Raw genomic sequence first — 26,235 nt, 5'->3', positions numbered from 1 at the left:
AGAACAGAAACATTATCTCATAACGCTGCGTAAAGACGGCAACCGAACGGTAGAATGACGCTTATGACACTTCGAAGATCGTTGCCGGGTATATTCCTTGCCCTTGCTCTTAGCTCCGGCGTTCTGTCGCAGGCTCCGTCGCCCACACCGCTGCTGTATAGCGAGACGACACTCTCCGATCTGAAACGCGTTCAGGACGCGGCCTTGCACGGGCGATATGCCTACGAGCAGGCGGGCTACCTTTCAAACAATATCGGCCCGCGCCTGTCAGGCTCAGCGGGAGCGGCCCGCGCGGTCGAGTACGTCGCCGCTGAGATGCGCCGGCTGGGGCTGGAGGTTCGCCTCCAAAAAGTGATGGTCCCGAATTGGGTTCGCGGTGAAGAACGCGGCGAGCTCGTCGAATGGGATGGTATGGCACCGGGCAACCGGCAGAGCATTACTCTGACGGCGCTGGGCGGCAGCATCGGGACCCCGGCGGACGGGCTGACCGGCGAGGTCGTCGTGGTGAAAGACTTCAACGAACTGAACCGGCTCGGCCGTGACAAGATCGCCGGAAAGATCGTGATGTTCAATTACAAGTTCGACACCGACCTTCAGGCAAGCGGCTTTGGCGGGGCGGCATATGGGCAGGCCGTTGCGTACCGATTTAACGGAGCCGCGGCGGCGGGGCGGCTCGGTGCTATCGCTGTGCTTGTGCGGTCGGCGGGCGGCTCGCAGAATCGTCTCGCCCATACGGGGCTGATGGGATACGCGGATGGCGTGACAAAAATACCCGCAGCGGCCGTGACATATGAGGATGCGGAGCGTATCGCCTGGCTCGCCCGCACAGGCAAGGTTAGGGTCCATCTGACACTTACGCCCAAGACACTGCCTGCGGTCGAGAGCTATAACGTGATCGCGGACCTGAAGGGAAGCGAGAAGCCGGACGAACTCGTCATCGTGTCGGGACATCTCGACTCATGGGACCTTGGGCAAGGCGCGATCGACGACGCGGCCGGGGTGGCGGCCTCGATGGCTGTCCCGGCTATCCTCAAGGACTTAAAGCTGACGCCGAAACGCACGATCCGTTTCATTGCGTGGATGGACGAGGAACAGGGTGGCAGCGGCTCCCGAGCCTATGGAGAGGCCGAGAAAAACAACACTGCGAATCATTTCGCTGCGATCGAGGCCGATCTCGGAGCATCTCGGCCCGTCGGATTCAACTTCGCCGGACGGCCCGAGGCCATGCCGTATTTCGGTCCGCTCTCAAACATCCTGCGAGCTCAGGGTGCGGGCCTCTCACAACAGCAGCAAGGCGTAGGTGCCGACACTGACATCCTCACTCGGAGGGGCGTTCCGTCGTTCGCTCCGTGGTTCGACCAGCGGACGTACTTTATGTATCACCATACGGCGGCCGATACCTTCGACAAGATCGACCCGCAGGAGCTGGCAAAGGTTACGTCGCTGGTGTCGGTTCTTGGCTATGGTCTCGCGAACCTCGAACAGCAGATCCCGCGCTGATCTGGCAGTCCAAGTTCGATGCCGGTTTGAAAGTTTGGAGTTTTGACCTTAGACTGTGGACAGATGCTGAATAGACCGCCGCCATATTTCCCGCAAGGCCAGCTTTCCCCGCCCGATGCGAACCGCTACCGGAGATTCAAGCTGATCGTCGCTTGCGCCGTCGCCGCGCTCGTTTTGGCACTCACGGGCATCGGGTTTGGTATCTATTACCTGATTCGCTATTTGTTCTGATCCCAGACGAGCATTAACGGGCGGATTACGCGCGCTTGACGATAACAAGCGTGATGTCGTCATTGGCGGGCGCGGTTCCGGTAAATTCGGACAGCGCCGATTCGACCTTATCGCGGATACCCGAAGCGGAAGCGGCAATGTTTGCCTTGATCACTGCTGAAAGGCGTTCAAGGCCAAATTCCTCCTCGGCAAGGTTATTCGCCTCGGATACACCATCAGAGTAGATCACCAGCGCATCGCCTTTCCCGAGTGAGACAGTTCCTGCCTCGTATTCTGAGAAAGGCATGATCCCAAGCGGGAGGCCGCCGGATTCGAGCTGTTCTACCGTGCCGTCAGCACGCCCAAGAACGGGCGGATTGTGCCCGGCGTTTATGAATCTGAGGTCACCGGTTGCGGGGTCGAGTTCAGCGATGAATAGCGTGACAAAACGGTTCGCAGGCGTATTTTCCGCAAGATACTCGTTGACCGCAACTACAGTTTCATCCAGCGAACTCTTGGCCGCGATCTGAGCGTGGATCGCTGCGTGAAGGCTCGACATCAGCAACGCAGCTCCCGTGCCTTTACCGGAGACATCACCCAACGCGACCAGGACCTTGCCGTCACCGCGCTCAATAAAATCGTAATAGTCACCGCCAATCTCGTAGCAGGAGAATGAGATGCCCTGAAACTCGTAGCCATCGACCGATGGTGGGCCCGACGGCTGAAACCTCTGCTGGATCTCGGTCGCGAGCTCGAGTTCGCGCTCCATCCGCTCGCGGTTCATCCGCTCCTCAAGAAGGCTGGCATTCTCGACGCGTATCGACGCTACCGAAGCGAGCGTCGTAAGAATATCAAGATGGTCACTCGTAAAGGTCGCTTCATTCGTTGGCGAATCGGCGTAGATCAAGCCAAAAATATGGCGTTCGTCCACGCTGAGCGGGACGGCGAGCACAGAACGAATGCCCTGTAGGACGATGGTCTGCGAGGCGAAACGCGGATCATGCTGCGCGTCGGACGTAAGGACCGACTTGCCATTCTCCATCACCTCGGTCATTATCGCCCGGCTGAGCCGCACTTCCTCGATAGGATCGTCCTTGCCACGGAGGCGGGCCACCTTGATCTCCATATCGGCAGCGGCCTTCTCGTCGCGCAGCATGATGATGACGCGCTCTGCGGGCACAGCCTCAAACACCAGTGATGCGACTTGATCCAGCGTCTCGTCAAGGCCGCTCGATGAGAGCAGAGCGACGCCGACCTTACTGATAATGCCCATGAGGTCGGCTCGGCTTGTGATCGAGGCGTCAAGTATCTCAGCAGTTGGGTTGCGAACACCGCTAAGGGCAATGGTCTTAGAGGGGTCGAGCTGGTCGGTAGTATCGGCGATCAGCGTTGAACTGATACTGCGCCGGACGGCTCCGTCTTCGAATCTGATCTTGGTCTCGCCGATCTGGATCTCTCCACCGTTAAAGATGGGCTGCGCGGTGGCGACAACGGCGCCCTCGTAGCGTGTTCCGTTAGCGGAACCTAGATCGTGGAGCCAAAACGAGTCGCCCTCTTGTCGCACTTCGGCGTGAAGGCGCGATGCGAAGGCATCCGGGATACATACGTCGCTTCGAGCCGAACGGCCTATCGTTGTTCGCAGCCGGGAAATTGGGAAGCGATCCGTCTCGCCGTTTGGATGTGTGACCAAAAGATCAGCCATGAGAATGATTATAGTTGCGTTTTACGGGCCTGGACAACAACGGTTCCTGCAACCATGTCGTGAAGAGTCCGTCCGGTTGAATTGAATGCCGCGACAATAAAACCGATCCCGAGAGTTGCGCAGGTTAAGAAATATCCCACAATATTCCTTTTTATGATCGTTGCGAGGTCGATTGCCGAGCCGTCAAACTTCAGGATCGTCAGGCCCGTTACCATTTTTCCGAAAGTGCGGGCGGTCAACAACGGTAAGAGCACGAGATCTATCAAAAAGAGGACGATAATCAGGAACCACACGAGTCCGCCGGGAGCTGCATTCGAGGAGGTATCGCTCAGCAGACGTCCCCACAACAACCATAAAATAGGAATCGCAAGAAGCAGAATATAATCAAGAAAAAGGGCCGCGCACCGTAATGAGAAGGATGCTCGCAGATCTGACGGTGAGAAATCAACGACCTTCTCACGCCCCCCGGAAAGTGCCGTCGATGAAATTGACGCCATAAAGTAAAGTCTATCCAAAAACGAAATGCAGAGTAGTGTCGCCCATCCTCAGCCGGTCGCCGCTTTCGAGCGAGTGTGGCTGATGTGGCAGCAGACGCACACCGTCAGACGTGGCCCCGAGGAGTATTGTCCCGTTGGAAGACCCCAGGTCTTCGACCATAAACGCGGCCCCGTCACGCCAAATTCGGGCATGCCGACGAGATATCTTGGTCTGAGGGTCAAAGCGCGAGAGGTCGACCTCAGGGAAGATATTCGACATGGGGTCGCGGCGGCCGACGAGATTTTCGGACTTCTCAAGTGAGAAAATAGGGGCGCTGAGTTCGCTGGTGCCTTCGATCAAAAGTTTCGCGGTCGGTGACGCCGGCCGTGAGGAATAGACCTCGCCATGGACGCCTTGCTGCCCGATGGGCTGTTTTGCGCCGCAGAAAGCACAGAACATGTCACTGGCCACGATCCGCTGTCCGCAAAAACCGCAAAAGACCGTCTGGTTGGCAAGGCTGACCGCCTCAGGCGCTTCGGAGACGCCATAAGTGACCGTTCCTGCTGCAAGGTTCTCCAGATGTTCCATCAACGTCCGCCGCATCTCGTCTGCCGACGCGAACCGATTTTCGGCGCGGTACTCCACAGAGCGCATCAGTATCCATTCCATCTGGTCTGATAGCTGCGGATTGATCTGACGCGGGCGCGGATTCTTTTGAAAATCGAAGATCAGCAGGGGATTATTCTGCGGATCGGCTCCGGTCAGCAGGTGAAACATCGTCGAGCCAAGGCTATATATGTCGGAGCGAGGCTCGACTTGGCCCGAGAAAAGTTCGGGCGGCGCATAGCCCATGGTGCCGACGGCGGTAACGCCTTTCTCCTGGCGTTGGTCGATCGATCTCGCGATCCCGAAATCGATAAGCATTATGCGATCGGTCTTGCCGTCGATCATTAGATTCGAGGGTTTGAGGTCGCGATAGACGATCGTCGCCGGGAGCCCGTGGAGATAGGTCAGAACGTCGGCGACCTGAGCGGCCCATTCGGTAACAGTGCGTTCGTCGATGCGCCCGCCCGGGGCCGTCCGCAGCTTTGCGGCGAGGTCGCCCCCGGAAATATATTTCATTACGAGGTAGAATCTGCCCTCATCCTCGTCGTAGAAATAGTCGTAGATCGTAGGTATCGCCGGATGATCGAGCGTCGAGAGGATCATCGACTCGCGCTTAAAATCCTCGATCGCCTTGATCTGCTGGTCTTCCTCGATACTCGCCTGGACCATCTCCTTAACGGCGCGTTCAACGCCGCCGAGGTTATTGTCCATCGCCAGATAGACGGCGCCCATGCCGCCGCCGCCTATCTTCTTGATGATCGAGTAGCGAGAGTTCAGCAGGGTCCCTTCGGCTAGAGGTTTAAGTCCCGGGCCTTTGGCACCCGTGGTGGATTGATTAGTCGCGGGCGACTCGGACGGAATGTCGGGCTCGACAACATGAGTGGCAGAGGGCTCTTGGTCCTCGCCAGAACAGTCGGCGACGGGCGGCAGCATGTCATCGGACACTAGATCGACCGGCGGAGCGGCCGATAAGGCTTCCGCGCAGTCGTGCTGCTCGTCGACTGTCTCAACTCCGCATTTTTCACAGGATGCCATTTACTATCAGCCTATCTGAAACCTCAGGAAGGTCTTCCCGACGATCACCTCGTCACCGTCGGCCAGCGGTTGGGGGCTTCCGGGCAGCAGGCGGCGGCCGCGATTTACATAAGTGCCGTTGGTCGAACCCAGGTCCTCGATCATATACGACGCGCCGCTGCGGATGACCCGTGCGTGCCGCCGAGAGACCTTGGCGTCTGAGTCGAACGCATCGAGGTCAACGTCCGGAAAGATGCCGTTATCCGCATCCCAGCGGCCGATTATGGATTCGTCGTTGCTGAGGCGGAACTCGGTCCCGGGGCCGTCGCCGCGTTCGATTACAAGACGTGAATGAGCAGGTCCGCCGGGAGGCGCCGCTTCGGGCGTCTGCGGGCTGATGCTTTCCGCAGTGTGATACTCCGGAACGCCGAAGGACGTCACGTGGTCGTGCCTGACCGGCGGCTCCGGCTCGGGCGGCACATAGGCCGGCGCGGCGGGGATAGGTTCAAAATGGGCGGCCAGGCGCTCGCCGCATTCGTCGCAGAATCGCGACGTGTCAAGGTTCGAGGTCCGGCATCTTGGGCAAACGATCATTACTATTCGCGTCGAACGGTCTTCGACACCGAAATGTTCGAAGATATCGCGATATTTTACCGCTTTCACGCTTTATGGCAAAGCGATAGCGTGCCAAACTAGCTGTTTAGTTTGCGTGTACTTGACAAGTGGCCGGACGGGCCAGTTTTTTGAAACTATGGCAAAAATGCGGTCGTAATAACGGGTTTGATACAGCGGAACGGCCGACATTATCAGCTTTTTGATCATTCCGCGCACTATTTCTGAGGAACTTTATCTATGGCCTTAACCAGAAAGACCAAGATCATCGGAGGCATCGTCGCCGCCGCCTTGTTATTGATCATCGTCTTCGTCAGCATTCTTGCGTCGCGAAGCGATACGCCGGAGGTGACGGTCGTAAAGGTCGAAAATCGCCCTCAACTTCGCTCGAGCGTGACCGCGTCGGGGGAGGTCCGGCCGATCCAGTTCATGAATCTCACCAGCGAGGTGCAGGGCCGCATTGAAGAGATCTACGTCAAAGAAGGCGATCAGGTCACGAAAGGCCAGCCGCTGGTGCGTCTCGATCCAAATCAGCTGCAATCCAATACGGATGCCCAGCTTGCGGCGTTTCAGGGCGCGCAGGATGACGTTCGCGTTTCGCAATCGCAGGTTGCGGCCGCACAGAATAATCTCGCGCAGGCGCAGCAGCAATTGAATACCGCGCAGGTAGCCGTGGATTCCGCCCGCCAGGGTGTTGTAACGGCGCAGGCCGATGTTGACCGTGCCCAGATCGAGCTTAATGCGGCAAATCGCGAATTGAACCGCAACCAGCAGCTGCTTGAGAACGGCGTGATCTCGCGTCAGCTTTACGACGAATCGAAGGACCGTGTCGAGAATGCCAAGGCATCGCTCAATACGGCCCGTTCGAACCTCAGCGCCCGCCAGCTTGGCGTCAAGGACGCGCAGACGCGTGTCGCCCAGCAGCAGGTTGCTGTCCGCGATTCGCGGCGTGCGGTCGAGACGGCGAATCTGAGCGTGGATTCGAGCCGCTCGCGTGCCAGCCAGCAGTCCGCGGTGCTGCGCGGCCAGCGAAATCAGCGCGACAAGACGCTCCAGGTCGCCCCGATCAACGGCGTGATCGCGGAAATACCTTCCAAGGTTGGGACTTTCGCGGTCGCGGGCCTCTCGACGACGGCGCTGTTGACCATTGCGGACATGTCCTCGATCAATGTCGAGGTAAAAGTTGACGAGACGTCGATCGATCAGGTCGAGGTCGGGCAGAAGGCAAAGATCAAGGTCGATGCCTTTGGTGATAAGGAGATCATCGGCGAAGTTACGCAGAAAACGCCTCTAGCGGTCGGTAAATCGCAGACGAGCGGCGGCCTTTCGACAAACATTAACGTTCAGGAAGCAAAGGAATTCCGCGTCGTCGTCGAGCTAAAGGACCTCACCGAAGAGATCCGCAGCGGCCTCAGGCCGGGAATGAGTGCGACCGCCGAGATCACGACGAAAACGGTCGAGAATGTGATCGCCGTGCCGCTGCAGGCCGTGATCGAGAAGAAGCCGGGCGCCGACGGCACACCGACGCCGGAGCTTAACGGCAGTGCCCCGCAGCCCGCGGATAAGCCGAAGATGATCACGGGCGTCTATATCCTTGACGGCAATAAGGCAAAGTTCGTCGAGGTCGAGACGGGCATCATCGGCGAGTCAGATCGGCAGATCGTGAGCGGCCTGAAGGAAGGGGACGAGGTCATCACCGGGCCGAGCCGCATACTGAACACTCTCAAGGACGGCACGGCCGTCAAGAAGACGACCAAGAAGGACGGCGACAACTCGAATAAGTCGTAAAGTCTTGAGTCTTTAGTCTTGAGCAGGAGAAATTCCTGCTCAAGACTCCAGACTGCCGACTCCAGACTCGACCGTATGTATAAGTTCATGGACGAAGAGAACGGCAACGGCAAGCCTGCACCAGCCGCGGGCGGCGCGCTCATTCGGATGGAGAACATCTGGAAGACCTACCAGATGGGCACCGAGGAATTGCACGCGCTTCGCGATGTGTCGTTTGAGGTTGAGCGTAACGAATATCTCGCGATCATCGGCCCGTCCGGCTCGGGCAAATCCACGCTGATGAATTTGATCGGCTGCCTTGATTCGCCGACAAAGGGCGACTACTGGATCAACGGCAATCTTGTCTCCGACATGACCGACGACGAGCTTGCCCACATCCGCAATAAAGAGGTCGGGTTCGTCTTTCAGACATTTAATCTGCTCGCCCGAGCGACCGCTTTGCATAATGTCGAGCTGCCGCTGATCTACGCCGGAATGCGTGCCGGCGAGCGTCACGACAAGGCGCAGGCCGCCCTTGCGTCGGTCGAGCTTGGCGACCGCGTGATGCATCGCCCGAATGAACTCTCGGGCGGCCAGCGCCAACGCGTCGCCATCGCCCGCGCGCTGGTAAATCACCCGTCGATACTGCTTGCCGACGAGCCTACGGGCGCTCTCGACTCAAAAACAAGCATCGAGATCATGCATCTCTTCGAAAAACTCCACGAAGAGGGCAACACGATCATCCTTGTAACGCACGAACACGACATCGCCGAACGCGCCCACCGCGTGATCACCATCATGGACGGCCGGATCAAATCCGACGAACGCATAAAATAAAGCGTTTGGCGGCGTCACAGCCATTATTTACCGGCTGAAAGGCTCGATCACGCCCGCGAAAGCCTCGATGCGGGGAAAAATCCGTTCGTTCAGGCCTATAGCCCGGTCTTCAGGATAGAAAAATAGTTTTTGCGGATCGGAAAGTCACTTTTCGCAGGTAGAAAATGACTTTTCGCAGGTAGAAAATGACTTTTCGCCGTCGAAAAATGAGTTTTCGCCGTCGAAAAATGAGTTTTGCGTCCGCAAGAATGACTTTTGCGTCCGCGAGAATGACTTTTGCGTCCGCAAGAATGACTTTTGCGTCCGCGAGAATGACTTTTGCGTCCGCAAGAATGAGTTTTGCGTCCGCAAGAATGAGTTTTGCGTCCGCAAGAATGAGTTTTGCGTCCGCAAGAATGAGTTTTGCGTCCGCAAGAATGAGTTTTGCGTCCGCAAATGTGAGTTTTGCGGGGCGAAAACTCTTTCATGCGGCTGAAAGGGCGCGGCGGCGATTTGTTAAACTCTTATTATGCGGTCGCGTATTAGAAGTTTGCTCTGGTGGGCGGAATGAATCTGACCGAAACACTCAAACTGGCTCTTTCTGCGATCTGGGCGCACAAGCTGAGGTCGTTTTTGACGCTGCTTGGGATGGTCATCGGCGTGACGGCGTTCATGGTGGTGCTCTCGCTGCTGCAGGGCTTTAACGTTTATGTTGACGAAAAGATCGCGGGCATCGGTTCGAACTCGTTTACCGTCAGGCGTTTCAGCTTTGAGGACTTTAAGGACACCGATACGATTGCCGAGGCCCAGCGAAAGAAGAAGGAGTTGACGTGGGACGAACTTGAGTTTCTGCGCGCACGTGCCACTTATGTCGATAAGATCGGCGCAAAGGCGTTGCCCAACAGCCGCGAGATCAAGGGGCCGAACGAAACGCTCCGCGACGTCCGTATCGACGGGGCCGAACCCGTAATAGGCGAGATCGAGAAGCTCGATATCGCCGAGGGCCGTTATTTTACCGAGGCTGAGAATGACAATGCGATGCGCGTCTGTTATGTCGGCATGGATGTGGCGACAAAGCTCTATCCGCGCGGCGATGCTGTCGGCAGCGAGATCACCATCGAAGGCATTCCGTATCGAATTATCGGCGTGCAGACCGCAAAGGGCACGATATTCGGCCAGCCGCAGGACAATTTTGTCCAGTTTCCGATAAAAACCTACGGCGCGAGCTTCGGCGGCCTGCGCGGCAGCCGCGGACTCTATTTTGTGGTCACAGCGCGGAATGACAAGGTGTTTGACGACGCCGTGGAAGAGGTGAGGACGCTGCTCCGCACAAAGCGTAAGCTGACGTTTGGCGAGAAGGACACCTTCGGCATCCTCACGCCCGACGCCATTACCGGGCTAAAAGACCGTTTGTTTGGCGTGATCTCTATGATAATTCTCATCGTGCCGTCCATCGCCCTCGTCGTCGGCGCGATCGTCATTATGAACATCATGCTCGTCGCCGTCACCGAACGGACAAAGGAGATCGGCATCAGAAAAAGCCTCGGCGCACGTCAGGGCGACATATTGCGTCAATTCTTGTTCGAATCCGGCACGCTCGCCGTCATCGGCGGCGCGGTCGGGCTCTCGGTAGCGTATTTTCTCGGCTTTATTCTGTCGCGCTACATTCTCGAAACGCGTATCACGCTGCTCTCGGGCCTCTTCGCGATCGTCTTTTCGGGCGGCATCGGCATCATCGCCGGCCTCATGCCCGCCTGGAAAGCTGCGCGGATGGACCCGATCGAAGCCCTGCGGACTGAGTAAGGTGTGAGGTGATAGGTGTTAGGTTATAGATGGACACGCGCCTGAATCAGTATTGGTAATTTTATGACGGTGAACAGCTATCGCGATCTGGTTGTCTGGCAGCGGGCCATGGATCTGGTCGAGGCCTGCTACAAGATCGTGTTGGAGTTCCCGCCGGATGAACGATACGGTTTGAGTTCACAGCTAAAACGGGCGGTTGTCTCAATTCCTGCGAATATTGCAGAGGGGCATGGGCGGGACGGACTTGGCGAATACATACATTTTCTTGGAGTCGCTCAAGGATCGCTCCGAGAGAGTGAAACACATTTACTACTCGCCGGGCGCCTGGGCTTTATCTCAAAGGAAACACTGGATGATGCCCTGAGGCTATCAGAGGAGATTAGTCGCATGCTTGGCAGCCTCATGCGAAGTCTCAAGGGGCGGCGTAACCAGAACCTAACACCTAACACCTAGCACCTGGCGCCTATGATGCTGACCGCGGGACCGTTTTACGAAAACTTCAAGATGGCCATTGACACGCTCAAGGCCAATAAGCTGCGCTCGTTTCTCACGATCTTTGGCGTTGTCGTCGGCGTTGTGACCGTTATGCTTATCTCGTCGGCCATCAGCGGCTTTGACCTCGCTTTTCGGAAAGAGATCGAGTCATACGGCACGCGTTCGATCTTTCTTTACAAATTCGATATCGGCGTGCGCACAAGTTCGCCCACCCGCGAAGAGCGTATGCGCAAGCCGCTCACGATGGATGACGCCGCCGCGCTTGCCCGGTTACCTTCCGTTGAACTTGCGGTGCCTTATCTCGATGTTTCTAGCAGCTTTTTTGGCCAGAAAGTGAGCGTTACAGGCAAGAACGGCAAGACGTCAAGTGCCGTCCAGCTTGTCGGCACGATGCCCGACGTCGAGCGCGCTCCGGGCGAAGTGCTGATCGATGGCCGCTGGTTCTCGCCCGGCGAGCACGAGGCCAAGACAAATGTCTGTGTTATCGGTGATTTTGTCAAAGAGACATATTTCCCATACGAATCGCCGATCGGACAGACCATCGAGATCGGCGGGCTTGAATTTCGGATCACTGGATTGCTCGAGAAGCGCGAGCAGCTCTTCGGCGGCGGCGGCGGGAATAACGACCAGACCAACGTCATCTATATGCCGATGGGAGCCGCCCTCAAGATCAAACCGGCGGCCGAGGACCTGTTCATTCTCGCGGTCGCTCGTGAGGGACAATTGGAAAAGGCCAAGGACGACATTCAGGACCTGCTGCGGATACGGCGCCAGGTCGCTTTTGGGGAGAAGAATAATTTTGCGATGGAAACGGCCGCGAGCATTATCGATCAGTTTCGAGCGATCATGGCGATGACGTTCCTCTTTATGGTCGTTATCTCATCGGTCGGCCTCATGATCGGCGGGCTCGGCGTGATGAATATCATGCTCGTCTCCGTGACCGAACGCACTCGCGAGATCGGCATCCGTAAGGCCATCGGCGCGCGCAAGAGCGATATTCTGCTCCAATTCCTGATCGAAGCGGCTACATTGACAGGCTTTGGCGGCCTGCTCGGCCTGCTCATCGGATGGGCGTTGAGCTTCGTCGTAAAGATCTTTTTCCCAGCCTATGTCCCGCTGTGGGCCCCGCTCGCCGGCTTTGGGGCAAGCGTGGGCATCGGGATAATTTTCGGATTGTTCCCCGCGTGGAAAGCCGCTCGGCTCGATCCTATCGAATCACTGCGTTACGAGTGATCAGCTCATAAAGCTCGGGAACAATGCCGCCATCGTCACACCAAACAGGACGAGCATAAGGTAGAGCGAGATGCTGGCTGTCCACCCCATGTTTGACGTCACCTTCTCGCCCGCGTTCGCCTGGCCGGTGGCGTTGAGCCAGATCCAATACATACCAAATAGGCTCAGCGAACTCAGCAGCGTGTAGATCACCGGATGCTGCGACGGGAGCACGAGAAAATTCAGGTTGTCCTGGATGAGCGTGCTCTGCCCGAGGATCGGATGAATATCACTTGGGTCTTTGAGAAAGAGAATAAGTGTATTCAGCAGAAACTTAAGGACGCTGAATGGGAAGGCGGCGTAAACGGCCGCCGAGAACGCTTGCCAGAAATTGATCTTTCCACCCAAGGCCATCGCAAAGAGCATAAAGACAACGGCAAGGAACGCATAGCCGAATGCCGCTGCGGCAAAGCCCGAGACGGCCTGGCCGGCGCGTTTGATCGGATCCTTTGCGTCGGCGATCGCCTCGCCCCTGCCCGCCTCGATCTGGCGCCGCGCGTCGTCGTTGAGAAACGACATCTCGAGCGTCTTGTCGATCGCAAAGTTCGCGACCCTTTCGGGCGTCAGGCGATACATAAATAGACCCGTAAATGTCGTCGATAAGATCGACATGATCAAGAGTGCAACGAGCCAACGTGGATGACGGCGAAGGTTTCGGAAGACCTCAGTGGGCGAGACGAACATATTAGCCAGCGAGGCGGGCGTCGACATGCGTTCGCTGTCATCAGCCTCAGGTTTGTCAATAAAACTAAGCCCGATAACGAGCCCGCCAAACAGTATCAACACGATGCCGGTCTGCGTGAGGCCGGCGACGACGCCCGTGATACTCAATATGGCCAACAGAAAACCCGCGGCAGCAACAATGATCCCGGCTAGACGATTCATATTATCCTCCCAGAAAATGGCCGATCAGTGATAAGTAGGTTACGACGACGCGGCGGCGCTTGTTGCATCATTCGACTGCATCGGTGTCGCGGCGTCATAACCTTCGGCCCGGATACACGCCGCGAAATGACCACTCTTTAGTTCACGAAGTTCCGGGACGGTTTCGGCACACTGTCCGATCGCGATCGGGCATCTGGTACGAAATCGACATCCTGACGGAGGCGCGATCGGCGTTGGGACATCACCCTTGAGTACTATGCGCTCGCGCTGCTGCGTTGGGTCGGGGACCGGTATCGCTGAGAGCAATGCCTGCGAATACGGATGCAGCGGGTCAGAATACAGATCGGCGGCATCGCAGATCTCGACTATCTTGCCCAAATACATTACGGCTACACGATCGGAAATGTGCTCAACAACGGCGAGGCCATGGGAGATGAAAAGATACGTCAGGCCAAACTCCTCTTGCAGTTCCTGGAGCAGATTTACGACCTGAGCCTGGACCGAAACGTCAAGTGCCGAGACCGGTTCATCACAAATGATCAGCTTTGGATTAAGTGCCAGAGCCCGAGCGATCCCGATCCGTTGACGCTGGCCGCCCGAAAACTCATGCGGGTAGCGATCGGCGTATTTTGGGTCAAGGCCTACCTTGTGGAGCAGGTCCTCAACCCGAGCGTTGCGTTCACGTTTGTCCCCAATACCGTGGACCTTAAGCGGCTCAGATACGATCGAGCGGACGCTCATACGAGGATTGAGGCTCGCGTAGGGATCCTGAAAGATGATCTGCATCTGGCGACGAAGGGCCTGCATCTGCCGATTCTGAAGGCAGAGGAGGTTCTTACCATCAAACACGACCTCGCCACTCGTCGGCTCGATCAGCCGCAGCAGACAGCGGCCAACAGTCGATTTGCCGCATCCTGACTCGCCGACAAGGCCGAGCGTCTCGCCAACGCGAATATCAAACGAAACGCCGTCGACCGCCTGTACCACGTCATCGCTTCCCGAAACCGGGAAGTGTTTTACAAGGTGCCGAACGTCCATCAACACGTCCGATCTGATATGTGGGTCAGTGTTCATCCGTTCGCGGTCAACGTCTTTGAGCCTTCATCATAAAGGACACAGCGGACCAACGCACCGTCTTCTGTGCGATAGAATGGGATCTCACCGTGCTTGCATCGCTCCATTGTAAATTCACACCGCGGCGCAAAATGGCAGCCAGGCGGCAGGTTGGTTGGATTCGGGACCGTTCCCTCGATCGTTTGCAGGCGCTCTGGCTTTGCCGCCTTACTCTCGCTGAGTTTAGGGACCGACCGTAGAAGTCCTTGCGTGTAAGGATGCTTCGACCGGGCGAACAGTTCGCGAACGCTGGATTCTTCGACGATCTTGCCGGTGTACATTACACAAACGCGGTCGGCCACCTCTGCAACCACACCGAGATCGTGAGTGATAAGCAGAACGGCGAGCTTGCGCGTTCTTCGAAGTTCATCAAGCAACTCAAGGATCTGCGCCTGTATTGTTACATCAAGTGCCGTAGTAGGCTCGTCGGCGATCAGGAGTTCAGGGTCGCACGCTAGGGCCATTGCGATCATCACACGCTGGCGCATTCCACCTGAAAGCTGGTGAGGATAGTCGGAAGCGCGCTGTTCGGGTGAAGGGATCGAAACCTCGCGCATAGCGTCGACGGCCGCAGCCCAGGCCTGCTTCCGATCGAGCCTGCGGTGTAGGCGTAAGGCCTCGGCGATCTGCTCACCGACCGAATAAACAGGATTGAGCGAGGTCATCGGGTCCTGGAAGATCATCGCGATGTCGTTGCCGCGAAGTTGGCGGAGCCGTTCGTAGGAGGCCGTCGTGATCTCCTCCCCTTTAAAGCGGATAGATCCACTAACGATCTCGCCCGGTGGTGAGACGAGCTTCATCACGGACAATGCGGTAATAGATTTGCCGCAGCCGGATTCGCCGACGAGACCGAGGAGTTCGCCCTCGCCGATGTGAAAACTCACATCATCGACGGCCTTGACGAGCCCGGACCTCGTAGGGAAGTGTGTTTTGAGGTGCTCAACCTCAAGTAAAGTCATTGCTTAAGGCCTTGTCTTGACCGGATCAGCCGGACGTTTGGGCAGCCTCACCGGTGCGGTTAGCTTCTTCATAAGCTCTGAGATCGCTCGCTCAAGTTGTGGATCGCGGCCTGCGATCACCGATCTCGGATCGTTGTCAACCTCGATATCCGGGTCGACCCCGTATCCTTCGATAATGTACTCACCCTTTGTGTTGGCAAGGGCGGACTGAGGAACATTTACAACGCCGCCGTCTATGAGCGTGCCCCGGTTGCTTATACCAACGACGCCGCCCCAGCTCCGCTTGCCGATCAGCTGCCCCAGCCCTGCCTCACGGAACATGTACGGAAATATATCACCGTCCGACGCAGAATTCTCATTAAGGATAGCGATCATCGGGCCCAGAAATACGCCGTCCGGGTAGGGGCTGCCGTCCTGATTGTAGTTGGTATAGTTAACGCCGAGCAACTTTCGCCTGAGGCGTTCGATGAGCATTCGCGAGACGTTGCCTCCGCCGTTTGCCCTGACATCCACGACCAGGCCTTCCTTCTTTAGCTGAGGGTAATACCATTTGATAAACTCCCGGAGTCCGGGCGCGCCCATATCGGGGATATGCAGGTAGCCAAGTCGTCCGCCGGACATTTCGTCAACGCGACGCCGGTTGGCAAGCACCCAATCAAGGTAGGCGAGGTTTCCCTCATCCGTGATGGGACGAATCGTTACGGTTCGAGCACCTTGTGCAGATGGCGTGGAATTGAGGGTGAAAGTGACCGTGCTGTCAGCCTTTCCGCGCAGATACGAGTATATGTCCCGGTCCGCTGTGACGTCCTGGCCATCTATCGCGATCACGTAGTCGCCAACTTTGGCGTCGCTTCCGACCTCGGTAAATGGAGATCGGTATATATCCTCTTCGTTTTGCCCCGCATAGATCTTACTGATCTTGTAGCGATTGGCAGGTTTATCGGCCTGGAATCTCGCGCCGGCCAGAGCGACACGAACCCTCGGCGGCAGATTAAAGTCGCCACCGTCGATGTAGGCGTGCTGAACGGTAAGCTCAGACTGCATCTCAGACAGCAAATAGTTAAGGTCGGAGCGATGATTCACATACGGCAGCCACTTGCGGTAGTCCTCGCGGATCTTTGCCCAGTCATAGCCATGCATGTTCGGGGCGTAGAACCAGTCACGGTATTGACGCCACACCTCGTTGAATATCTGGTTCCACTCCGCTCTCGGATCGATCTCGGTGACAAGGCCGGCGGTCGAAATGTTCTTCCGGGAGCGTTCGCCGTTCGAATTTGCATCCATCATCAGGTATGCACCCTGCTGAGCGGACATCAGCTTCAAGCCATCGGCCGAAAGCCTGAAGCCGCCGGCACCCGAAAGGAGCGTCGTTTCTTTTCGGTCCTTGGTCGAATAGATGCGGACCGACGGCTGGGTCTCGGCCTGGCGTCCATAGTAGAAGGCGGGCTGAACTGAATAGAGCAGATGCCCCTTCGTGGCCGCAAGGCCGGCGTAATTGTCTGCACCGAGGCCGGGAACCCGAACGGCGCGGCTCTCGATCCCATCGAAATCGATCTTCTCCGTCGGGGCCGCCGGTGCGGCTGTTGGCGTGGGTGATGGCGAGCCCTCCTTTTTGTCCTCGACTATCATGGCTTCATCGCTTTCAGGCGGAAAAGGGTTCTTGCCGGCGGACGTCAACGTGAGGGCATAGATCTGGCCTGTTCGATTTGTGGCATAGTTAAATTCCGCGCCTGAGATCAGCGGAGCATACTCGCGGTCACTGAGAAAATACAGGTAGTTTCCACTCGGGTCCCATGTGGGGCTATCGGCCTGGAACATCGCGGGGGTGACCCGGTAGTTCTTGTTCTCCTGCGCACTCCAGACATAGACGGACGAGACGCCATCCGTGTTCTGCATCGTGAAGGCGACAAACCCGCCCTTTGGCGAAAACTCATAATCGGTGATCTGGCCGTTCGGCGCGTCAACGATCATTTGCATTTGCTTCGTCGCTACGGTGACAACATAAACGCGGCCGTTCTTGTCGCCAAACAGGATCTTCTTGCTGTCTGACGACCATTGCACCGGGTAGCGCTGAGCCGAACCGCCGGTGGTCAACTGCTGTGGTTCGGAGGAGCCATCCTGAGCGGCGAGCCACACCTCATCCTCGCCGCTCTGATCAGACATATAGGCTATCAGGCGTCCATCAGGTGACCACGCGGGAAATCGATCATTGGCTCCTGAAGTTCGCGTCAAATTGCGAACGCCGCCTTTCTCGATGGGCACCGTAAAGATATCGCCGCGGGCGCTGAAAACAGCCCTTTCCCCTTTGGGGCTCAGTCCGAACCAGCTTACGCGGTTTGCGACGGATGCCTGTCTCGGCCGTCGATTAATGCCATCGTCGGGGACGGTGATCGAGAGCTTAGTTGCGCGTTTTGACGAAATATCAAGTATTTCGAGCTCGCCGTCTCGCTCATAGATGATGCGGCCCTTGTTGTCCGAGCTTGGCCAGCGTATATCCCAATCTCGATTGCGAGTTATCTGAGATGTCTTTCCGCTGGAAACGTCATAGGCATATAGGTTGAACTTGCCGTCCTTATCCGAGTTATAGAACACCGTATTACCGATCCACATGGCGTCACGAGAGGCACGAGGAGTATCGGAGATAAGCTTGGCATCGGCTGTCGCCATGTCGTAGATATAGAGTTTGTTGGCCTGGCCGCCGCCGTAACGCTTCTCCGGGCGAAAATCCCGAAATCGCGGGCTGTATGCCATCTTTGCACCGTCAGGCGAGAAGTCGCCCGAACCCGCCTCAGGCATCGGCAAGGCCTCAGCGGGGCCGCCCGACGGAGAAACGGTGAAGAGCCTTGCTATAGGCAGCGACCAGGATTCTCGCTGACTGCGAAAGACGATCCGACCGTCATTTGTCCAGCCATGGACCTGATTGTCGTAGCCCCAGCGAGGTGCCAGTGGGCCGCGCGACGGATAAAACGTCAATTGCTTAGGCTCACCGCCTCCTGACGGCATTACGTAGACCTGCTCATCGCCGTCATATTGGCCCGTAAAGGCGATCCACTTGCCGTCGGGCGAGAATTTCGCATAGGTCTCGACGCCGGGATGTGACGTCAGTCGGACGGCGGTGCCGCCGGAATCGGAAACCTGCCAAAGGTCGCCGCCGTAAGTAAACACGACACTATTTCCCTGTATGTCAGGGAACCGAAGTAATTTGGTTTGGGCCAGGGCGCAGATTGACAGGAATAGGCTGATGGCAGCCGCAGCGGCGATTCGCTTCAACATTCGGGTCCTCCATTAAGGCTTTGGGTTGCTCGAAAGAGTGTAACTTAAAAGCTTACGCGAAAAAAGTTTACGGGTTTCAATAATCCGTGGGGTGGGCAACGAAAATCTTCACCTGCTCCTCAAATGAATGCTATTCTTGATCGGTATGGGATCGTTCGTAAAATTACCATCTGTGGAGATCCGGTTGTTGTGAAATATTATAGTTTCGGCCTGATAGCGCTGACCTTCAGCCTGTTCCTGTCGGGGTTCGTTTATGCTCAACCGGGAAACTCGACTACTGCCGTCCCGCCGAGTTCCGAGAAGGCTGTCGTTAAATCGAACGCGGAGCGGCCGGCCTCGGTCGAGTCGATCCGTGACGATCTTCGCGAGGCTCTGGCTTCGATCGAGGGCAACTACGTTGGCGGTAAGTCCCTCAAGTACGATGAGATATTCAAAAGGTCGATCGAGGGTGCTCTTCATACGCTCGATCCACACTCGAGCTACTTTGATGCCAAAGAGAATGAGCAGTTTCGAAACGACCAGAGCTCCCGATATTTCGGCATCGGTGCGACGATCGGTGATCTGAGCACTCCGGACGGGAAGGTGATCGCCACATATATCAAGGCGACGTTTGACGGAGCACCCGCGCACCGCGCGGGGCTAAGGTATGGTGACAAAATAGTCGACGTTAATGGCAAGTCGATGTTGGGCAAGTCGTTCAGCGAGGTTCGGGGCGAGCTCAGGGGAACACAAGGCACTCTCGCACGCGTAACGGTCGAGCGAATGGCGACGGGAAAGCGCGAGACGGTTGATATCATTCGCGATGCCGTTGCCCAGCCGTCTATCAGTGAAGCATATATGATCCGTCCGGGCGTTGGCTACGTTGCGATGCGTCAAGGATTCAATACCACGACCTATGCCGAATTTGTCGGGGCCATGCGAGAGCTTAAGGCGGCCGGAATGCAGCAGCTCGTGCTCGACCTGCGTGATAACGGCGGTGGCCTGGTCATGCAGGCATATCGCGTGGCGAATGCGTTCTTGTCGGAGGGGCAGACGATCTTTACGCAGCGGGGCCGGATCGAGGTCGTTAATGAGAGATATCCGGCACAAAACAGGACGCCGGAGCGGTCACCCGTGGTGATACTCGTAAACCGCAGCACGGCCTCAGCATCCGAGATCCTCGCCGGTGCTCTGCAAGACCACGACCGGGCATTGATCGTTGGCGAGAATACGTTTGGCAAAGGCTTGGTTCAGAATCCGTTCCAACTCGATTACGGCTCGATGCTGCTACTGACGATCGCAAAATATCAGACTCCCGCGGGACGTCAGATCCAGCGGGACTACTCGAACGGAGAACTGTATAACTACCAGACCGACGGCGGAAGCTTTCGCGATGATTCCGATACGGATCCCAGATCGAAGGGTCCTGAGAGCAAGACTGACACGGGCCGAAGCGTTTACGGCGGCGGCGGCATCGACCCTGACGTTGTTGTGAAGCCACGAACGATCCCCATTGAAAGGGCCCGTTTCCAGCAGAAGATCGCGAGTCCGGTATTCGCATTTGCAATGGAACTCGCTCTTGGCAAGGTCAAGGGTTTTGAAGGATACAAGGTTGACGGGCCTATAAGATACGGTTACGACCTGAAGGCGACGGATTTTCCGATCAATGAGGGCGTTTACGCTGCTTTCAAGCAGTTCGCTGCGTCGAAATATCACTTCACGGCGGCCCAGTTAGATCCGGAGCGCGAGTTTGTAGAACGTGCACTTCGGACCGAGCTTGTGACTGCTGCCTACGGCTCTCAGACGTCGTTTCAGGTATACAACGATTACGACGATCAGCTGCTCAAGGCGATCGATCTGCTCCCGCAGGCAAGACAGCTCGCAGTTCAGGGTGAGCGCGCCCGTCTCGACGGGCAGACTGCCAATCCTCGCTTAAACTGACCCCGACGCCGGAGGTTCGCACATCAGGGTCTTCGGTAATTTCCACGGTGTTTAAACCTGTTGACCGTTTTCTTCGAAATCGGCTAGACTAGTATGAGACGCGGTCCGTCCGCGTCTACCTGCCGATGTCTCCGCCAAGCCGCAAGGTCAGCCTGATCTATTTCGTAATTCTCACCCTTCTCGTCGTGGGGCTGGTGCCGCATGTGCTGACGGGCTGGTTTTTATCGGATAGAAGCGGTAAGGAGCTCCGTTCGGCGGAGAATCGGTACCAGATCCAGCTTGTTCAGGAAAAGGCCCGGCAGATCGAGATGTTTGGGCGGCGAATGAGTTCGGTCGTAACGAGCCTGGCAACGGCGCTCGAACTGTCGCGCGACGCAGGCGTCGTCACGTCACACCAGACGGAAGCTCGGCTGGGCACGATGCTGCGTGAGAATGCAGATCTCGCGGCAGTTTACCTAAAGCCCGCCGAGGGTGAATCTCTTAGCGTCTTTCGCGCGGAGGCCTTATCGCGAAACGACGTCGACATTATCGCCGACGGTCTCGACACCGGCGGAAGGCGCGGGATCCGAATAGGCTTGCCCCAACGTATTGGATCGACCGGTGCGATGGTGATGACCTTTGCCTCGGACGTCACTGTCGACGGTGCCCATGCGGCCAGGATCGTCGGGGTTGCCTCGCTCCAAGCCATCGCGCAGAGCGTGGTTGGGATCGAACCTACTGGAGCCGAAGACCTCTGGCGTCAGGGGCTGCCGATAGTATTCGCCGTTGACAGCAGCGGCGAAGCTGTTTTTCATCCTGATCCATCTTATGCGGCCTCGCGAAAGCCGCTCGCCGACCTAAAGATAGTGCAGGAATGGCTTGAGGACGGAACGCAGGTGCAATCGGCTCTCGTGCCTTTTACGGCTAATCACAATGGCGACAAGATCGAGATGATCGGTGCGTATTCGACGGCGCGGATGCCGGATGGGACGAGTTTTGGCGTGATCACGATGCAGGATGAGTCGCGGGCGCTTGCGTCGGTTGGCGAGATGCGTCGCACGGCGTGGATGATCAGCATGGCCCTTGCGGTTGCCGCGCTGGTTGTCGGGTTTGTCGGGGCGCGGTTCATGACCGCTCCGCTGATGAAGCTGGCAGGCGCGGCGCAGAAGATATCTGCCGGTGATTTTTCGACGCGCGTCGAGGTCAACAGCGTCACGGAGATCGGCACGCTGGGCGAGACGTTCAACGTGATGACCGACAAGATCGAGGAGCAGATCGCAAAGCTCGCAAAGGCCGCCGAGGAGAATCGCGAACTCTTCGTCGGCACGGTAAAGGCGCTCGCGGCGGCTATCGATGGCAAGGATAAGTACACCCGCGGCCACTCTGAGCGTGTTTCGCGCATATCGGTCGCTATCGGGCGTCGCATGAACCTGCCCGATGACGAGGTTGAGACACTGCGTATCTCCGCCCTGCTGCACGATGTCGGCAAGATCGCCGTTGACGACAACATTCTCAAAAAGCCTGCCGCGCTTACCGAAGAAGAATTCGAGATAATGAAGACGCATCCTCAGAAGGGCTACAAGATAATGTCGCAGATTCCTGCGATGAAGGATTTTCTGCCCGGAATGTATATGCATCACGAGATGGTCAATGGCCAGGGCTATCCGCAGGGGCTGACGGGCGATGAGATCCCTCTCCAGGCAAAGATCGTGTCGGTCGCTGACACGTTTGATGCGATGACGATCGACAGGCCGTATCAGAAGGGAATGGAGCTTGGGGCCGCGCTCGAGCGGCTTCGCAGTTTTGTGGGCACGCGTTATCAATCTGAGGTTGTCGAGGCCTTAATTGAGGCTTGCAATGCGGGCGAAGTGGCAAACGGCATCGTCCGTCAGATGGCCGAGCGGCGCGCGGCCGATGTCGATCTGGAGGAAAACATGCTCGACCGGCTGGTTGCCTGAGCCCGCGCAGCCGCAGAAACACCCGCTATGGAACTCGAGATTCCCAATACAGCCGCCGAAACATGGCACGTCGAGGCAAACGGCGAGGTTTTTGAGACAAACCTTGACGAGATGGCGAATTGGATCGCCGAAGGTTCGCTTTTGCGTATCGATCGCGTGCGAAAGGGAAATCTGCGTTGGATCGAGGCGGGAAAAGTGCCCGCGCTCACGGGTTTCTTTAACGCAAAGGACGCCGCCGAGCCGCCAAAGCCCGTTATTACCACGACGCACACCGAAATTCTCGGCGTAGCACCGGCGCCTGCGTCAACTGACGCCGGTTTTGGTGTCGTAAATACTACTTTTGGCGGCGCCGGGCCGGCGAATGGCCAAAATGGCACGAGCGCGGTGTGCGCGGTGCACGGCGATGCGCCGGCGGCGTATGTTTGCGAGACCTGTGACAATCATTTTTGCCGCGCGTGCCCTAATTCCTATGGCGGCACGGTCAAGATCTGTCCGTTTTGCGGTGCCATGTGTTCGTCAATCGAGAAGATCGCGGCCGCGCGGACGGTCAGCGAGCGCAGAAATAATGCCGCTCAGGAGGCATTCGGCTTTGGCGACTTTGCAAAGGCGCTCGCGCATCCCGTTCGCTTCAAGTTCAGCCTCATCGTCGGTGCGGTAATGTTCGCTGTGTTCTCGCTGGGGCAGCTTGCGGTCGGTTTTGGCAGCATTTTTCTGGCTGCGGCGGCGCTTATCAGCTTTATGCTGGCAAATATGCTGTGGTTTGGCGTGCTTGCGACGACGGTTGACAACTTTGTCCAGGGCAAATTTGACGCTGACTTTATGCCGTCCTTCGAGGATTTCAATATCTGGGACGATGTCGTGCATCCGTTCTTCCTCAGCCTGGGCGCGTATGTTTCGAGCTTTGGGCCGTTTGTCATTGTGATGGCGGTGGCGATCTTTTTTGTGCTCGGAGCGGTGCGCGGCGAGATAAATGAGGCGCAGAACACGCCTTTTGCCGCCGCAAACACTCAATTGCCGATGGCCGAGAGTGCCGCCCGGCAGTCGCGGACCGTGCGCGAGCTGGTAAACCGTGCAAATGACGCCCAGCGCAGGCGAATTGAGGCGATCGAGAGCGGAAATGACGCCGAGATCGAGGCGAATCAGCCGCCGCAGGCATTTGACGAGGAGCAGCACTTTGAGCAGCTCAGCGAAATGATCAACCAGCAGCGCAAGGCGCAGCTCGAATCTGCCATCGGCAAGACGAGCGAGACCAGACAGGCCGAGCAGCAGGCATTTATCCAACGCATTCTCGGCTACGGCGTGATCTTTGTGCTGCTTGGCGGCGTTACGCTGTTGTGGGGCTTCTTTTATTTCCCGGCGGCGTGTGCCGTGGCGGGCTATACGCGTTCGTTTGCGGCGGCGGTCAATCCGCTTGTCGGGCTCGACACGATCCGCAGGCTGGGCGGGAGCTATGCGCTGATCCTTTTGATGGGCTTTTTGCTGATGATGATGTCGGGCGTCGTCTCGGGCGTGTTTGAGCTTGTATTTTCGCCCTTTGACCTGCCCGCGATGGGGAATATTCCCGCCAAATTCCTTGCCTCGATGTTCGGATTCTACCTTTCGGTCGTGTTTTCGTGCATTCTCGGCTACGCGCTGAGCAAAAAGGCCGACAAACTCGATCTCGCGACATAAAACCACGCTCCGGCGGCGGCAAGCCGCAGGCATTTGGCACTCGTTCGGAAAGGCAAGCCTTTCCGCAAATAGAGCGGCAAGCCGCTTTACTCGCGGAAAAGTTTACTTTTCGTTCCTATTGGCGGCGGTTTCAGGGCGGCTGTGCCGCTTTATTTGCGGAAAAGTTTACTTTTCCGTTCCGTTGGCAAGATCATCTGCGGCTTGCCGCCGCCTCACGTCCCGGCGGCGGCAAGCCGCAGGCATTTGGCACTCGTTCGGAAAGGCAAGCCTTTCCGCAAATAGAGCGGCAAGCCGCCGGTGTCACGGATTTACCGTAACGGTCGCGGTTTGCGAGACATTGCCGTAGTTTTCGTTATTTTTTCGCAATTGGACGCGGACCTCATTGGCGACAATAACTCATCTATTGGAGCCACTAACTGAGTCCTTTGGAACGAAAAGTCACATTTTCGGGCAAAAATATCGGGCGCGGGCGGGCGTGGCTGCGTCATTGGGAGCGATGACGCGGCCATTTATCGCGGAGCGGCGGGCGCGGGCCTAGCGGTCGGTCTTTACGATCCGGAGCTTTATGACACTGCGGACCCAGCGGCCGGCGCGCTTGTCGCCCTCGACGACGATCTGATAATTTCGGGCGTTCTCGGGCAGATCCTTGCCGTCGCGGCGGTCGGCGAGGATCACCTTTTTGTCGGTGAACGAATCATCGAGCTCGGTTAGCGAATAAACGGCCTTGTAACCATCGGCTGCCTCGGCGACGAGATACTCGGTGAGGCGTTTGCCGCGAAGCGCCTCGCCAAACTCAATGCCGGCGAGCTTTAGCACGTCGGCAAGCACGACGCCGTCAAACGTCGCGGGCTTGCCGTGGTCCGAAACCTTTAGCGTGACGCGCGTTAGCTTTGCGATCTGGGCCTTTTCGACCTTTGTTTCCTTGCCGTCGAGCCCTGCCACCGTTACCTGGCCGACGCCGACCGAGGCTGCGGCCGCCAGAAACGCGGCCACGAGAAGTGCGTTAAGTATATTTTTCATAAAAAAGTAAGCGGACACGCCAATTTTATCACGCTCGCCGTGGCGGGCAAGTTCGCGGGCGGCGGCGGCGTGTTTGGCGGCGGCGGGGCGATTCTTTATACTGTGTAACTTACGTTTATGGCGTTATTTTGGCGTAGAAATCGGGACGAGAAGCATTCGGCGTCGGTGCTTGGGCTTGACAGGTCGGTCGAGGAGCTAAAGGCACAGGAGGCGGCCGCCGAGCGCGATCTGGGCGTCAGGTTCAATCGGGCCATTGAGAAGACGCGCGACACGATAAATACGCGGCTCGACGCCGTTTTTGACGGGCGCAAGCAGATTGACGACGCCCTGCTCGACGAGCTCGAAGAAATGCTCATCGCGACCGATATCGGCGTCGCCACGACGATGCAGATCCTTGAGCGCGTCCGCCTCGGCGTGTCACGCGCCGAGATCGGCGACCTCGCGGCGTTAAAGGCGGCGATCAAGCAGGAACTGCTCGGCATCCTGCACCACAGCGAAGAGAGCGGCGTCGCCGACGAACGGAGCATTGACGATGGTATTCGGCCATATGTGCTGATGGTCGTGGGCGTGAACGGCGTCGGCAAGACCACGACCATCGGCAAACTCGCCCGGCGAATAAAGGCCGAGGGCAACGGCGTGCTTATCTGCGCGGCTGACACCTTCAGGGCCGCCGCGGGCGATCAATTGGAGATATGGGCCGAGCGCGCCGGCGTCGATATCATCCAGCAGCGCCACGGAACCGATCCCGCGGCCGTGCTTTTTGACGCGCTCGCGGCAGCCAAAGCAAGAAATACCGACGTTTTGATCGTCGATACCGCCGGAAGGCTCCATAATAAGGCAAATCTGATGGCCGAATTAGAGAAAATGAAGCGCATCGCCGCCCGCGAGGTCGCCGGAGCCCCGCATGAGACATTATTGGTCATCGACGCCGTCACCGGGCAGAACGGGCTCGAACAGGCGCGGCAGTTTATGAAGGCCGCCGACGTGACCGGCATCGTCCTGACAAAGCTTGACGGAACCGCAAAGGGCGGCATCGCCGTCGCTATCGCAAAGGAACTCAATTTGCCGATCCGCTACGTCGGCGTCGGCGAGCAGGCCGAAGATCTGATGGTGTTTGACCCCGAAAACTACGTCAACGGGCTGTTTAACTAGAAGCTGAGAACCGAGAACGGAGAAATTGACA

Annotated in this window: 20 protein-coding genes; 11 read left to right on the top strand and 9 right to left on the bottom strand. The window is 57.4% G+C overall.

From position 1 onward, the window contains the following. Positions 1 to 63: 63 nt before the first annotated feature. Positions 64 to 1,500: a M20/M25/M40 family metallo-hydrolase gene (locus tag IPM59_11140; GenBank protein ID MBK9216135.1), complete on the top strand. Its 1,437-nt coding sequence runs from the start codon at positions 64 to 66 to the stop codon at positions 1,498 to 1,500. A gap of 63 nt (positions 1,501 to 1,563) precedes the next feature. Then, entirely contained in the window at positions 1,564 to 1,731 is a 168-nt protein-coding gene (locus tag IPM59_11135) for a hypothetical protein (protein MBK9216134.1), read from the top strand. 25 nt (positions 1,732 to 1,756) lie between these two features. Here IPM59_11135 and IPM59_11130 read toward each other — a convergent pair whose 3' ends face one another. From IPM59_11130 to IPM59_11115, 4 genes are read right to left on the bottom strand one after another with little or no spacing between them, the layout of a single operon-like run. Continuing rightward, positions 1,757 to 3,412 carry a SpoIIE family protein phosphatase gene (locus IPM59_11130; protein MBK9216133.1) on the bottom strand — a complete coding sequence of 552 codons (1,656 nt, stop codon included), beginning with the start codon at positions 3,410 to 3,412 and terminating at the stop codon, positions 1,757 to 1,759. Positions 3,413 to 3,420: 8 nt separating this feature from the next. Beyond that, positions 3,421 to 3,909: an RDD family protein gene (locus IPM59_11125; GenBank protein ID MBK9216132.1), complete on the bottom strand. Its 489-nt coding sequence runs from the start codon at positions 3,907 to 3,909 to the stop codon at positions 3,421 to 3,423. Positions 3,910 to 3,919: 10 nt separating this feature from the next. Then, positions 3,920 to 5,530, bottom strand: a complete 1,611-nt coding sequence (locus tag IPM59_11120) for a protein kinase (protein ID MBK9216131.1) — start codon at positions 5,528 to 5,530, stop codon at positions 3,920 to 3,922. A gap of 6 nt (positions 5,531 to 5,536) precedes the next feature. Continuing rightward, on the bottom strand, positions 5,537 to 6,172 hold the full coding sequence (locus tag IPM59_11115) for an FHA domain-containing protein (GenBank protein MBK9216130.1): 636 nt from the start codon (positions 6,170 to 6,172) through the stop codon (positions 5,537 to 5,539). A 189-nt stretch (positions 6,173 to 6,361) separates the two neighbouring features. On the opposite strand from IPM59_11115, the gene IPM59_11110 reads away from it, so the two are divergent. The 5 genes from IPM59_11110 to IPM59_11090 all read left to right on the top strand — a co-directional run bounded on the left by IPM59_11110 (position 6,362) and on the right by IPM59_11090 (position 12,235). Beyond that, on the top strand, positions 6,362 to 7,909 hold the full coding sequence (locus IPM59_11110; GenBank protein MBK9216129.1) for an efflux RND transporter periplasmic adaptor subunit: 1,548 nt from the start codon (positions 6,362 to 6,364) through the stop codon (positions 7,907 to 7,909). Between the two features lie 87 nt (positions 7,910 to 7,996). Further along, positions 7,997 to 8,725 carry an ABC transporter ATP-binding protein gene (locus IPM59_11105; GenBank protein MBK9216128.1) on the top strand — a complete coding sequence of 243 codons (729 nt, stop codon included), beginning with the start codon at positions 7,997 to 7,999 and terminating at the stop codon, positions 8,723 to 8,725. A gap of 546 nt (positions 8,726 to 9,271) precedes the next feature. Continuing rightward, positions 9,272 to 10,507, top strand: a complete 1,236-nt coding sequence (locus IPM59_11100) for an ABC transporter permease (protein ID MBK9216127.1) — start codon at positions 9,272 to 9,274, stop codon at positions 10,505 to 10,507. Between the two features lie 63 nt (positions 10,508 to 10,570). Further along, a complete protein-coding gene (locus IPM59_11095; protein MBK9216126.1) occupies positions 10,571 to 10,960 on the top strand; it encodes a four helix bundle protein in 390 nt (129 codons plus the stop codon). A 12-nt stretch (positions 10,961 to 10,972) separates the two neighbouring features. Further along, a complete protein-coding gene (locus IPM59_11090) occupies positions 10,973 to 12,235 on the top strand; it encodes an ABC transporter permease (GenBank protein MBK9216125.1) in 1,263 nt (420 codons plus the stop codon). Here the strand turns inward: IPM59_11090 and IPM59_11085 are convergent, their stop codons facing one another. From IPM59_11085 to IPM59_11070, 4 genes are read right to left on the bottom strand one after another with little or no spacing between them, the layout of a single operon-like run. Next, entirely contained in the window at positions 12,236 to 13,159 is a 924-nt protein-coding gene (locus IPM59_11085; GenBank protein ID MBK9216124.1) for a YIP1 family protein, read from the bottom strand. A gap of 39 nt (positions 13,160 to 13,198) precedes the next feature. After that, entirely contained in the window at positions 13,199 to 14,233 is a 1,035-nt protein-coding gene (locus tag IPM59_11080) for a dipeptide ABC transporter ATP-binding protein (protein ID MBK9216123.1), read from the bottom strand. Continuing rightward, positions 14,230 to 15,231: an ABC transporter ATP-binding protein gene (locus tag IPM59_11075; GenBank protein MBK9216122.1), complete on the bottom strand. Its 1,002-nt coding sequence runs from the start codon at positions 15,229 to 15,231 to the stop codon at positions 14,230 to 14,232. The genes IPM59_11080 and IPM59_11075 overlap by 4 nt, the downstream gene beginning before the upstream one ends. Positions 15,232 to 15,234: 3 nt before the next feature. Continuing rightward, positions 15,235 to 18,504 carry a PD40 domain-containing protein gene (locus tag IPM59_11070; GenBank protein ID MBK9216121.1) on the bottom strand — a complete coding sequence of 1,090 codons (3,270 nt, stop codon included), beginning with the start codon at positions 18,502 to 18,504 and terminating at the stop codon, positions 15,235 to 15,237. A 189-nt stretch (positions 18,505 to 18,693) separates the two neighbouring features. Between IPM59_11070 and IPM59_11065 the strand changes: the two genes are divergently transcribed. From IPM59_11065 to IPM59_11055, 3 genes are all read left to right on the top strand, one after another. Then, positions 18,694 to 20,424 (top strand): S41 family peptidase, encoded by a 1,731-nt coding sequence (locus tag IPM59_11065; GenBank protein ID MBK9216120.1) that lies wholly within the window; start codon positions 18,694 to 18,696, stop codon positions 20,422 to 20,424. Between the two features lie 125 nt (positions 20,425 to 20,549). Further along, positions 20,550 to 22,361, top strand: coding sequence for an HD domain-containing protein (locus IPM59_11060; GenBank protein MBK9216119.1), 1,812 nt, complete (start codon positions 20,550 to 20,552; stop codon positions 22,359 to 22,361). Between the two features lie 27 nt (positions 22,362 to 22,388). Beyond that, positions 22,389 to 24,032, top strand: a complete 1,644-nt coding sequence (locus IPM59_11055; protein MBK9216118.1) for a hypothetical protein — start codon at positions 22,389 to 22,391, stop codon at positions 24,030 to 24,032. Positions 24,033 to 24,566: 534 nt separating this feature from the next. On the opposite strand, the gene IPM59_11050 is transcribed toward IPM59_11055, so the two are convergent. Further along, the gene (locus tag IPM59_11050) at positions 24,567 to 25,052 is read right to left on the bottom strand and encodes a molybdopterin-dependent oxidoreductase (protein MBK9216117.1); all 486 of its coding nucleotides are present in this window, start codon (positions 25,050 to 25,052) and stop codon (positions 24,567 to 24,569) included. A 117-nt stretch (positions 25,053 to 25,169) separates the two neighbouring features. Here IPM59_11050 and ftsY point away from each other — a divergent pair, with 117 nt between their 5' ends. After that, entirely contained in the window at positions 25,170 to 26,204 is a 1,035-nt protein-coding gene (gene ftsY / locus IPM59_11045) for a signal recognition particle-docking protein FtsY (GenBank protein MBK9216116.1), read from the top strand. The last annotated feature ends 31 nt before the right edge of the window (positions 26,205 to 26,235 follow it).

It is taken from the genome of Chloracidobacterium sp. (assembly GCA_016715795.1).
GTDB lineage: Bacteria > Acidobacteriota > Blastocatellia > Pyrinomonadales > Pyrinomonadaceae > OLB17.
This window is presented reverse-complemented; position numbering and strand designations above follow the sequence as displayed.

What these genes read in the sequence shown, in the direction of transcription:
- IPM59_11140 (MBK9216135.1), top strand. Translation starts at nt 64, where the DNA reads ATGACACTTCGAAGATCGTTGCCGGGTATATTCCTTGCCCTTGCTCTT.
- IPM59_11135 (MBK9216134.1), top strand. Translation starts at nt 1,564, where the DNA reads ATGCTGAATAGACCGCCGCCATATTTCCCGCAAGGCCAGCTTTCCCCG.
- IPM59_11130 (MBK9216133.1), bottom strand. Translation starts at nt 3,412, where the DNA reads ATGGCTGATCTTTTGGTCACACATCCAAACGGCGAGACGGATCGCTTC.
- IPM59_11125 (MBK9216132.1), bottom strand. Translation starts at nt 3,909, where the DNA reads ATGGCGTCAATTTCATCGACGGCACTTTCCGGGGGGCGTGAGAAGGTC.
- IPM59_11120 (MBK9216131.1), bottom strand. Translation starts at nt 5,530, where the DNA reads ATGGCATCCTGTGAAAAATGCGGAGTTGAGACAGTCGACGAGCAGCAC.
- IPM59_11110 (MBK9216129.1), top strand. Translation starts at nt 6,362, where the DNA reads ATGGCCTTAACCAGAAAGACCAAGATCATCGGAGGCATCGTCGCCGCC.
- IPM59_11105 (MBK9216128.1), top strand. Translation starts at nt 7,997, where the DNA reads ATGGACGAAGAGAACGGCAACGGCAAGCCTGCACCAGCCGCGGGCGGC.
- IPM59_11100 (MBK9216127.1), top strand. Translation starts at nt 9,272, where the DNA reads ATGAATCTGACCGAAACACTCAAACTGGCTCTTTCTGCGATCTGGGCG.
- IPM59_11095 (MBK9216126.1), top strand. Translation starts at nt 10,571, where the DNA reads ATGACGGTGAACAGCTATCGCGATCTGGTTGTCTGGCAGCGGGCCATG.
- IPM59_11090 (MBK9216125.1), top strand. Translation starts at nt 10,973, where the DNA reads ATGATGCTGACCGCGGGACCGTTTTACGAAAACTTCAAGATGGCCATT.
- IPM59_11085 (MBK9216124.1), bottom strand. Translation starts at nt 13,159, where the DNA reads ATGAATCGTCTAGCCGGGATCATTGTTGCTGCCGCGGGTTTTCTGTTG.
- IPM59_11080 (MBK9216123.1), bottom strand. Translation starts at nt 14,233, where the DNA reads ATGAACACTGACCCACATATCAGATCGGACGTGTTGATGGACGTTCGG.
- IPM59_11075 (MBK9216122.1), bottom strand. Translation starts at nt 15,231, where the DNA reads ATGACTTTACTTGAGGTTGAGCACCTCAAAACACACTTCCCTACGAGG.
- IPM59_11070 (MBK9216121.1), bottom strand. Translation starts at nt 18,504, where the DNA reads ATGTTGAAGCGAATCGCCGCTGCGGCTGCCATCAGCCTATTCCTGTCA.
- IPM59_11060 (MBK9216119.1), top strand. Translation starts at nt 20,550, where the DNA reads ATGTCTCCGCCAAGCCGCAAGGTCAGCCTGATCTATTTCGTAATTCTC.
- IPM59_11055 (MBK9216118.1), top strand. Translation starts at nt 22,389, where the DNA reads ATGGAACTCGAGATTCCCAATACAGCCGCCGAAACATGGCACGTCGAG.
- IPM59_11050 (MBK9216117.1), bottom strand. Translation starts at nt 25,052, where the DNA reads ATGAAAAATATACTTAACGCACTTCTCGTGGCCGCGTTTCTGGCGGCC.
- ftsY (MBK9216116.1), top strand. Translation starts at nt 25,170, where the DNA reads ATGGCGTTATTTTGGCGTAGAAATCGGGACGAGAAGCATTCGGCGTCG.